Here is a 10779-nt window from a genome sequence, read left to right on the forward strand (position 1 = left end):
AAATGTATGTATCATTTTCTAAAGAAGGAAAAATATATAATTAGGTGATAACTTCTATGAAACAGATTTGGCGTATTTATAAGACAGATTTACGGAATGTAGCCAAACATTGGGCTGCAATTGTTATTGTTTTAGGATTAATGATTTTACCATCGTTATATGCATGGTTTAACATTAAAGCTTCTTGGGATCCGTATGGAAATACAAAAGAGGTTCCCATTGCAGTTTCTAACCAAGATGCAGGTTCTAATTTAAGAGGGAAAGATATTAATATCGGGAAAGAGATTGTAGACTCCCTTAAGAAAAACAAAAATCTTGGCTGGAAATTTGTAGATGAGAAACAAGCAATTTACGGAGTTGAGCGTGGGGATTATTATGCAAGTATTACGATTCCAAAAGACTTCTCTGAAAAAATTGCAACTGTTCTGGATGAAAATCCTAAAAAACCAGAACTGGATTACTATGTGAATGAAAAAGTAAACGCGATTGCACCGAAGATTACAGCAAAAGGTGCATCAGGTATTACAGAAGAAATTAGTAAAAACTTTGTAAAAACAGCAAACGGTGAGATTTTTAAAATTTTCAATGATCTTGGAATCGATTTAGAAACAAACTTACCAAGTATCGAAAAAGTAAAAGATCTTGTATTTAAGTTAGAAGCGCAGTTCCCAGAAATGAATACACTCATGGATAAGGCGTTAGATGATGCAACTCGAGCAGAAGATGTTGTGAAAGTAGCGCAGAAAGATTTACCTGTTGTAGAGAGTGTAATAAATGATGGGCAGGAAGCGTTGGCGAATTTAGATAAGTTCTTTGCAAGACAAGATCAAACATTAAAAAATGCTCCAGGGACGATAAGAAATGATTTAGTGGCAGCAAAAGGCGTTATGGATAGTGCAGCTGCATTTACTGACTTTTTAATGAATCCAGGTGTAGAATTAAATATTCCTGATTTGTCTGGAATGAATGGATTACCTGAATTCCCAGCGAGACCAGATCTTTCTAAGTTGAATAGTGATGGGTATAAAGGGATAGCACAAAATATTAATCAAACAGTAAATAATGTTCTAAGCTCATCACGTGCAGGAACAGCTTATGCACAAAGTGTTATGGATGGATTGCAAAATGGAAGCGTTGATCCAGAGATAGCTAAGAAAAATATTTCGACTATATCTAATAATCTTCAAACGCATATTGACAATCTTTCTTATGTAATTGATGTTATGGCTCGTTTAGAGCAAGGGGCTCAAACTGAGTTTGGGCAAAATTTCTTTAAAACAAGAAAAGAGCATTTAACGGATATTAAGAATGGACAACAAGATTTAAATAATCGTTTTAAACGTTTAAACGATTTAATTAGCACAGGTCAGGAAGTTAAACAAGATGTGCGTGATGGAATTAATCAGAAATTAAATGAAACAAATGCTTTAATCGATCGAGCTGAAAAAGATTACAATGAAACGTTTGTAGCTGATTATAAAAAGGCAGTTAGCGCGGTAGATCAAGCTAAAGCTGATGCAAATCAAATATATGATAATGCAAAAGCAGATTATGATAAAGCAAAAAATAGCCTTGAAGGTGCAAAAGCAGATTTACAGAAAGCAAAAGAAGATGTACAAAATAGAGGTATTAACGGTTTAGATTCAACGAAAGTAGCTTTAAATAGCTTAAATGGTCAATTCCAATCTGGAATCGGTTTAATTGATGATATGATTCCAGTTCTAGAAAGTACAAATAAGGTTTTAGCGGATGTAAATAGTGATAAAAACCTTAATAATGGAATCGCAAAATTAAACAAAGCGAAAAGCAGCTTACAAAAAGGTGTAGAGGCAACGAATAAGGGAATTACACTTCTTAACAATGGCCAGAAACCTACAAAAGATGTAATTGAAAGTATTAACAACGCTGCGAAGGGCGGATCAGCTCAATTAACAGATGTATTATCGACGTATGATTCAGAAATTGTACCTAATTTCAATACAGCAATTGCTCGTACAAAAGAGATGTCGAAAAATACAACTCAAATTTTAAATGATGCAGACAAAAAGCTTCCAGATGTTAAAAAATTACTAGAAGATTCATCAAAAGGTTTAGTAGATGGTAAAAAGAAATTAGCAGACATTAAAGCTGAAATGCCAGCTACTGAGAAAAAGATTAAAGAATTAGCAGATAAAATTCGTGATTTTGAATCTGAAGAGGATTTAAAAGACATTATACGCTTATTGAAAAATGATGTTGAAAAGCAAAGTGATTACTTTGCGAATCCAGTAAATTTAAAAGAAAATAAATTATTTGCGATGCCGAACTACGGTTCAGCGATGTCACCATTCTATACAGTGCTTGCATTATGGGTAGGCGCATTATTAATGGTTTCATTATTAACGGTAGAAGTACACGAAGAGGGCGCGAATTATAAGAGCCATGAAATTTACTTCGGACGTTTATTAACATTCTTAACGATAGGTCTTTCACAAGCGTTTATCGTATCGATGGGAGATATATTCTTACTCGGTACGTACGTAGTCGATAAGTTCTGGTTTGTGTTATTTAGTTTATTTATTGGTGGAGTCTTCGTTTGTATCGTATACTCACTCGTTTCTATTTTCGGAAACGTTGGGAAATCGATGGCGATTATTTTACTTGTACTACAAGTAGCAGGATCGGGCGGAACATTCCCAATCCAAATGACACCAGCGTTCTTCCAAGCGATTTATCCGTTCTTACCATTCACATACGCAATTAGCGCAATTCGTGAAACAGTTGGTGGAATGCTTTGGGATATCGTAACGCGAGATTTACTTGTGTTAAGTGCTTTCGTAGTAGTTATGATTGTTGCTGCGTTATTACTGAAAACACCAATTAACAAATCAAGTGAAAAATTTGTTGAGAATGCAAAAGGAAGTAAAATCATTCACTAAAATAAAAGGTTCCTACCGATAGAGGTAGGAACCTTTTTGTTTAATCAAATTTTAATTTTTTTAATGCTTCCGCGAATGGGTTATTTAATGGTTCTTCTTCTTTTTTCTGTTGTTTCATATATTTTTGAACGTCGCGTTTATCGGCTTTGTTTCCAGATTCTTTTTTACGTCGCTCTTGGAATGTTGATAATTTCTCGCGATAGCCACATTTACATGCGAAAATTTGGCCTCCACCCTCACCACGTAATTCTAGTTTCTTTTTACATTGCGGACAGCGAGCATTTGTTGTACGAGATACATTTTTACGATGACCACATTCACGGTCTTGGCAAACGAGCATTTTCCCTTTTTTGCCGTTTACTTCTAGCATTGGTTTACCGCAATCTGGACAAGACTTCGTTGAAATGTTGTCATGTTTATATTTTTTATCACTCGATTTAATTTCAGAAACAATTTCTTTCGTATAGTTCTTCATTTCCGAAATGAATACTTCTTTTTTCAATTTACCTTTTGCGATAGCCTCAAGTTTTTGTTCCCATTCACCAGTTAGTGTAGGAGATTTTAATTCTTCTGGTACTAAATCAAGTAACTGGCGACCTTTTGAAGTAATGTGAATATCTTTACCACGTTTTTCAATTAAGAATGAATTGAATAGCTTGTCGATAATGTCTGCACGTGTCGCTACAGTACCTAATCCACCAGTCGATTTTAACGTATCAGCAAGTTGTTTATTTTGCGTATCCATATATTTTGTAGGATTCTCCATTGCTGAAAGTAAGGTTGCTTCATTAAAGCGTGCAGGTGCTTTCGTTTGACCTGATGTTTGCATAATTAACTTTACAGTTAATGTATCGCCTTTTTCAATGTGAGGTAGAATCTGCTCTTTTACGTCATCAGTTACATCATCGTCTTCAAATCGATTTTCGTATACTTCCTTCCAACCAGCATGTAAAATCGTTTTTCCGCGTGCAATGAATGTTTCACTACCAACTTTGGTACGTAATGTTAGTTGCTCGTATTCGAATGCTGGGAATAAAACAGCTAAGAAACGTTTTACAACTAAATCATAAATTTTGCGTTCTTTATCTGTGAATGCTGCGAAGTTAACGTATCCTTCTGTTGGAATAATCGCATGATGATCGCTTACTTTACTATCATCAACAAATGATTTGTTAGGTTTGATAGGCTTTTGTAATACTTTATGTGCGAAGGGACGGTATTCTCCAACACCACATGCTTTTAGACGTTCTGGAAGTGTTCCAACGATATCAGATGAAATGTAGCGTGAATCTGTACGAGGGTACGTTAGTACTTTATGCTGTTCATACAATTTTTGCATAATATTTAATGTCTCTTTAGCAGAGTAACCGAACTTTTTATTTGCATCACGTTGCAATTCAGTTAAATCGTAAAGACCAGGAGAGAATGACTTCTTCTGTTTCTTATCAATTTCCACAACAGTAGCATTTTGTTTATCTAAACTTTTTACAATACCATCGATTTTTTCTTTATTAAAACTACGGCTATTGCCATTTGCATCTTGCCAAGTAAGTTTGAGCTTCTCCATTGTTTGAGCTTCGATGCCGTAGTAAGTTTGAGCTTTGAAGTTCTTTATTTCATCCTCACGACTAGCAATCATAGCAACAGTAGGGGTTTGCACACGGCCGCAATTTAACTGGGCATTAAAGCGAGTCGTTAAAGCACGAGTTGCATTAAGACCGATATACCAGTCAGCTTCTGAACGTGCAACTGCTGAAGCGTATAAATTGTCATAGGCTTTACCTGGTTTTAAATTTGCAAAACCATCTTTAATTGCTTTATCGGTTACAGAAGAAATCCATAAACGTTTGATTGGTTTATTTAGCTTAACTTTATCGATAATCCAGCGTGCGACTAATTCCCCTTCACGTCCAGCGTCTGTTGCTACAATAATTTCATTTACATCTTTTCTAAGTAGCTGACTTTTTACAGCATTAAATTGTTTACCAGTTTGTTTAATAACCGTTAATTTCAAACGCTCAGGTAGCATCGGTAAATCTTCTAAATTCCACTTTTTATATTTCACATCATAACTTTCTGGATCTGCTAATGTAACGAGATGACCTAAAGCCCAAGTTACAATATATTTACTACCCTCAAGATAGCCGTTTCCTTTTTTATCACACTTCAGTACACGAGCAATATCTCGTGCAACGGAAGGTTTTTCAGCGATTACAACGCTTTTTGACATATTAAAAACATCCTTTCAAATTTCCATAAGTTAAATATAGCATACATCTTCTTGAGATTCAGTTTCGCTCCATATTTGATCGGTTTTTAGTGGGATGAACAAAACACTCACTGATTAAAGTTTCACTTGATTATGTTTATTGTTATATAGGTTGCTTCTATATGAAATAGAAAAGTAAAGAACTTGTTATTTTAGTAGAATAAGAGTAGACTTTGAAGTAGATGAATAATAAGCACATGGGAGTTTGTGGATGCAAACTGAGAGTATGACTAGTCCGTCATTGACCATTTGAACCTGTTGGATAATGCCAGCGTAGGGAGAGTGTAAAAGCACATGTTCAGGCACTTTGCGTACGCGCAAAGTGTCTTTTTGTGTATCTCCCATCATTATAGTTAGGAGATGAAAAGGATGAATATGAAAGAAATTAGTAAAGTAGTGGATTTGGTGAGAGAATCTAATCCGCTCGTTCATAATATTACAAATGTTGTTGTAACAAATTTTACTGCTAACGGTTTGTTGGCACTTGGAGCATCGCCTGTAATGGCGTATGCAAAAGAAGAAGTAGCAGAAATGGCTAGCATTGCTGGAGCGTTAGTATTAAATATGGGGACACTTCGTCCTGAAGAAGTAGAAGCGATGTTACTCGCGGGTAAATCAGCAAATGCGAACAATGTGCCAGTACTATTTGACCCAGTTGGTGCAGGAGCAACTTCGTATCGAACAGAAGTTGCGAGACATATTCCAGCCGAAATAGATTTAGCAATTATCCGCGGAAATGCGGCTGAAATAGCAAATGTTATTAATGAGAAATGGGAAATTAAAGGGGTAGACGCTGGTACTGGAAATGGCAATGTTGTAAGTATTGCAAGGCAGGCAGCAGATGAACTAAATACAGTTGCGGTCATTACTGGAAAAGAAGATGTTGTTACAGATGGAGAGAGAACTATTGTTATTCGAAATGGTCACCCTATTTTAACGAAAGTTACGGGAACAGGTTGTTTACTAACTTCTGTAATAGGAGCATTTGTAGCAGTGGAAAAAGATTATGTAAAAGCAGCAGTAGCCGCATTAACGTTTTATGGTGTAGCTTCGGAACTGGCAGCTGCTAAGGCGGTAGAAAAAGGGCCTGGTAGTTTCCAAATTGAATTTTTAAATCAATTAGCGAATACAACTTCAGGTGATATTGAGAAGTATGGGAAGATTGTGGAGTTAGAGTAAGAGGGAGTGAAAGAAATGGCACGCATTGAAATAGATAAAATGTCTAAGCTATTGCAAGTGTATTTTATTATGGGAAGTAATAACTGCACGAGGGATCCTTTAGCTGTATTGAAAGAAGCGTTAGATGGTGGAGTGACACTTTTTCAGTTTCGCGAGAAGGGGGAAGGTTCTTTAATCGGAGAAGATAGAGTGCGCTTTGCAAAAGAATTGCAGACGCTTTGTAAGGAATATAGTGTTCCTTTCATTGTAAATGATGATGTAGAATTAGCCATTGAATTAGATGCAGATGGTGTTCATGTTGGACAAGATGATGAAGGAATTACATCTGTTCGTGAAAAAATGGGAGATAAAATTATCGGCGTATCTGCTCATACAATTGAAGAAGCACGTTTTGCAATCGAAAATGGAGCGGATTATTTAGGGGTTGGTCCTATTTTCCCAACGAGTACGAAAAAAGATACGAAAGCGGTTCAAGGAACGAAAGGATTAGCTTATTTTAGAGAACAAGGAATTACAGTGCCAATCGTTGGTATTGGTGGGATTACAATTGAAAATACAGCGGCAGTTATAGAGGCGGGTGCGGACGGTGTTTCAGTTATTTCAGCAATTAGTTTAGCGGAATCTGCGTATGAAAGTACGAGAAAATTAGTTGAAGAAGTAAAGAGAAGTTTGTAGGGAAGGAAGTGTAGTATTTTAAGTGCTACATGAAGAAATAGACTGCCCGAAATTTAAACAAATATTTGATTAAAAAAGCACAAACCTTTTTAAATAAAGGTTTGTGCTTTTTCTTTAAAACATAATTGAAATTAAGAGCATTCCAATTCCGATAGAAGTAAATGTTGCAATTAGGCCCGGAATCATAAAACTATGATTTAATACGTATTTACCGATACCTGTTGTACCAGTACGGTCAAAGTTAATGGCAGCAACGATTGTTCCATAGTTTGGAATGAAGAAATATCCATTTACTGCAGGGAACATCGCAATCAGTAGCGCTGGTGGAATACCAAGAGATAGTCCAAGTGGCATTAAGGCACGAACTGTTGCTGCTTGGCTGTACAGTAAAATAGATAGAATGAATAGTGCGATAGCAAATAGCCAAGGTGCACTTGTTACTAAATGCTGAATCGATCCTTGAATCATATTTAAGTTTCCATTAAAGAAAGTATCTCCCATCCAAGCGATACCGAAAATAGCAACAACTGCTGTTGCTCCTGCTTTAAAGACGTTACCAGACACAATGCTTTCTACATTTGGTTTACAGAAAATAATAATAAGAGCCGCGATAGTTAACATAACCATCTCAATTGTGTTCGGCATGGAAAGACGGGCTAACTTCCCATCAACTATCCATCCTGGACGAAGTGCTTCAAATGAACCAAGAAGTACAACAAGGAAGGTTCCTACAAGGAAAAGGATAACTGATAATTTGGCGCCCTTTACACCTACAAATTCTTTTTTCTCTTCAAGCTTAGGAATCATTCCTTCTTTTAATCGTTTTAAGTATTCAGGGTCTTCATTTAATTCTTTTCCCATCTTACTAGCAACGAATGCTGCTAACATACAAGCAATGAAAGTAGAAGGAATACTCACTTTTAAAATATCTAATAAAGTGATTTTATAGTCAGCTAACATTGCTAAAAGAGCAACTGTGGCAGCTGAAATTGGGCTAGCTGTAATTGCTTGTTGAGAAGCGATTACGGCAATCGACATTGGGCGTTCCGGTCTAATCCCTGATTCACGAGAGACTTCTGCAATAACAGGAAGTACAGAATAGGCAACGTGACCAGTACCTGCACATAGTGTGAATAAATAAGTAACAATTGGAGCAAAAAAAGTAATACGCTTTGGATTTTTTCGTAATGCCTTTTCAGCTAGATGAACAAGATAGTCCATTCCTCCAGCAGCTTGCAAAGCACCAGCAGCAGTAATTACTGCCAAAATCATAAGCATTACATCGATAGGAGGCGCGGTCGGTTGTAAGTGGAAGACAAAAACGAGTATTGCCATACCAACTCCACCCATTACTCCTAAACCAACTCCGCCTAGGCGTGCACCAATAAAAATACAGAGTAACAAGGTAAGAAATTGTAGCCAAAACATGATAAACTACCTCCGAAATTCATTAGTTAAGATATATTCGAATAATTTAATTTGAATGAAAATTAAATAAATACCCGAAGAAATCCTTGTTATTTATACATTTTTTATTATATAACACAAAAAAAGTAACATTCACGTACTTTTTGAAATTATTTCGAAAAAGCAATGCGTTAAAAATTTGTATTTATATCTCTAAATAAGTAGACATTTTGATTTATATGTTGTAATCTTTGAAAGAGAATAAATTAATTCTCATAGAACTCCCATATCGTTCAACTCGTTCAGCGAGAAAGGCAAACTGATGGAAACATGAGGACGCAAAACTACAGGAGCTAAGGTCGAAAGGCTATGCTAGCCAGTTACCGGACGGATAGGGTTGGTCTTGGCCAATGCTTTTACATTGGCTTTTTTTTATTCTCGAATATATTGAGAATCATTTTCAAACAAAATATTCGTATATTTTGTTTTTTTGTTATGTTAATTAAGGAAGGTGGATATTAATGAAAAAATATTGGCATAAGTTATCGTTCCTTCAAAAGAACGTCTTATTAACCGTATTAGTTATTTTGACACTTGTTGGAAGTATGGGTGCGTTAAGTTTCAACATGTTTCAAAATAGTATGATGTCTTTATTTGAAAGGCAGTCTATTGAAACAGGAGAAATAGTATTGAAAAAATTGGATGTAGAATTAGTTAGAGACATGGCGAAAGATCCTACAGCCGAAAAAGTGAAAAAAGAAAAGTTAACAGAGAAATTAGATGAAGTGTCAAAAGAATTGAAAAGTGTTGGACAAACGTATGTTACAGGAGCAAAGCCGAATGAAAAGCGAGAATTACAACTCGTTGGTTTGACTACAGAGTTAACAAATGCGTTCCCTATAAAGCCGGGAGATTATTATGAACAACCCGCTCATTGGATGAAGGCATACGATAAAGTGATTGATACGAAAAAGGCCCAAATGACAGAAGTATATGAAGATGAAATAGGTTCGTGGGTGACAATATTAGAACCAATTACAGATGGAGAAAACAATATTGTTGCAATTATTGCGGCTGACTTAGATGCTTCCATTGTTCCTATTACAAAAGAGAAGTTTATGATACAGGGCTTACTCTTTATCGTTATTTCATTAGCGATTGCGACTATTACTCAATTCTTTATCGTGCGTCACTCGTTAGCGCCATTAAAAGATTTACGAGAAGGGTTACGTAAAATTGGTGAAGGTGACTTGAGTATTAAATTAAAAGAAAGACCAGATGATATTGGAATTATTAATGTTTATTTCAATAACACGATTGAAAAGTTTAAAGGGATTATAGATAAAGTAAGGCAAACTGCTGAGCAAGTTTCTTCTTCTTCACAAGAATTGTCTGCGAGTACAGAGGAAAACAGCATGGCAGTTCAAGAGATTGCAAGTTCTATTGAAGGTTTAAGAGTAGGGGCACAGTCTCAAAAAACTTCAGTACAACAATGTTTAGGGATTGTACATGGAATGGAAGATAAGGTAGAAGAGATAACTGGGGCTGCGAAACAAGTTGCGGTTGCTTCTGAAGGTATGGAGCAACATTCAATTGAAGGTAATGAAGTGATTGGACAAATTATTAATCAAATGAGTTTAATTCAAAATGCAGTACAAGATTTATCTTCCATCATTTATTCGTTAGAAACAAGGTCAAAAGAAATTAGTGATATCGTAACTGTAATTACAGGTATTTCAAATCAAACAAATTTATTAGCTTTAAATGCTTCTATTGAGGCTTCACGTGCTGGAGCAGCTGGGAGAGGGTTTGCAGTTGTTGCTGATGAAGTACGAAAATTAGCAGAACAAACGGAAGCGTCTGCTAAAGATATAGCGAAATTAATTGGTGAAACACAAGCTGAGACAGAAGATGCTGTAGTTTCAATGCAAAAAGGTTCAAAAGAAGTAGAAACTGGAATTTCACTTGTTCAAAGTAGTGGAGATTTCTTCGAAAAAATCTCCAAATCAGCGCAATCTGTTACAGATCAAGTAAAAGCTGTTTCGGGTAATTCGAGTGACATTTTACAAAATAGCCAGAATATCGTTCAAGTCGTAAATGAATTATCACATATTGCAAATACTTATGCCAACAGCAGTAGTAATGTTGAAGAAAGCATGAAAGAGCAAGAAATATCAGTACAAGATATTGCAGAATTAGCGACTTCTTTAAGTTGGCTTTCTCAGGAATTACAAGAGCTTATCGGTGAGTTTAAAAGCGAATAAGGAGAAAGTTCAATTCTAATCAAAGGGGATATCTCCGCTACTGATTATGAATTGAACGAATCTGCCC

The 10779-nt window shown here is 35.8% G+C and carries 6 protein-coding genes and 2 riboswitches; of the genes, 4 read left to right on the top strand and 2 right to left on the bottom strand.

The genetic code is table 11. The features are described 5' to 3' along the window. The first annotated feature begins 56 nt into the window (after nt 1-56). Nucleotides 57-2918: a YhgE/Pip domain-containing protein gene (locus OXT04_RS17815; RefSeq protein ID WP_097821965.1), complete on the top strand. Its 2862-nt coding sequence runs from the start codon at nt 57-59 to the stop codon at nt 2916-2918. Nucleotides 2919-2958: 40 nt separating this feature from the next. On the opposite strand, the gene topB is transcribed toward OXT04_RS17815, so the two are convergent. Further along, nucleotides 2959-5148: a DNA topoisomerase III gene (gene topB, locus OXT04_RS17820; protein ID WP_097821964.1), complete on the bottom strand. Its 2190-nt coding sequence runs from the start codon at nt 5146-5148 to the stop codon at nt 2959-2961. Nucleotides 5149-5374: 226 nt separating this feature from the next. After that, nucleotides 5375-5484: riboswitch (TPP riboswitch) on the top strand. A 72-nt stretch (nt 5485-5556) separates the two neighbouring features. Here topB and thiM point away from each other — a divergent pair. Together thiM and thiE are read left to right on the top strand one after the other, a co-directional pair. Next, the gene (gene thiM / locus OXT04_RS17825) at nt 5557-6366 is read left to right on the top strand and encodes a hydroxyethylthiazole kinase (protein ID WP_001056095.1); all 810 of its coding nucleotides are present in this window, start codon (nt 5557-5559) and stop codon (nt 6364-6366) included. A gap of 15 nt (nt 6367-6381) precedes the next feature. Beyond that, nucleotides 6382-7041, top strand: coding sequence for a thiamine phosphate synthase (gene thiE, locus OXT04_RS17830; protein WP_000090967.1), 660 nt, complete (start codon nt 6382-6384; stop codon nt 7039-7041). A 114-nt stretch (nt 7042-7155) separates the two neighbouring features. Here the strand turns inward: thiE and OXT04_RS17835 are convergent, their stop codons facing one another. Next, the gene (locus tag OXT04_RS17835; protein WP_000498704.1) at nt 7156-8469 is read right to left on the bottom strand and encodes an anaerobic C4-dicarboxylate transporter family protein; all 1314 of its coding nucleotides are present in this window, start codon (nt 8467-8469) and stop codon (nt 7156-7158) included. Between the two features lie 282 nt (nt 8470-8751). Then, nucleotides 8752-8836, top strand: a riboswitch (cyclic di-GMP riboswitch). A 133-nt stretch (nt 8837-8969) separates the two neighbouring features. Here OXT04_RS17835 and OXT04_RS17840 point away from each other — a divergent pair. Beyond that, a complete protein-coding gene (locus OXT04_RS17840; RefSeq protein WP_267416410.1) occupies nt 8970-10712 on the top strand; it encodes a methyl-accepting chemotaxis protein in 1743 nt (580 codons plus the stop codon). The last annotated feature ends 67 nt before the right edge of the window (nt 10713-10779 follow it).

Source organism: Bacillus sp. GC_Bacil_1 (genome assembly GCF_026540675.1).
Lineage (GTDB): Bacteria > Bacillota > Bacilli > Bacillales > Bacillaceae_G > Bacillus_A > Bacillus_A cereus.

Coding starts and splice junctions, on each gene's coding strand:
- OXT04_RS17840 (WP_267416410.1), top strand. CDS start 8,970: ATGAAAAAATATTGGCATAAGTTATCGTTCCTTCAAAAGAACGTCTTA.
- topB (WP_097821964.1), bottom strand. CDS start 5,148: ATGTCAAAAAGCGTTGTAATCGCTGAAAAACCTTCCGTTGCACGAGAT.
- thiE (WP_000090967.1), top strand. CDS start 6,382: ATGGCACGCATTGAAATAGATAAAATGTCTAAGCTATTGCAAGTGTAT.
- OXT04_RS17815 (WP_097821965.1), top strand. CDS start 57: ATGAAACAGATTTGGCGTATTTATAAGACAGATTTACGGAATGTAGCC.
- thiM (WP_001056095.1), top strand. CDS start 5,557: ATGAATATGAAAGAAATTAGTAAAGTAGTGGATTTGGTGAGAGAATCT.
- OXT04_RS17835 (WP_000498704.1), bottom strand. CDS start 8,469: ATGTTTTGGCTACAATTTCTTACCTTGTTACTCTGTATTTTTATTGGT.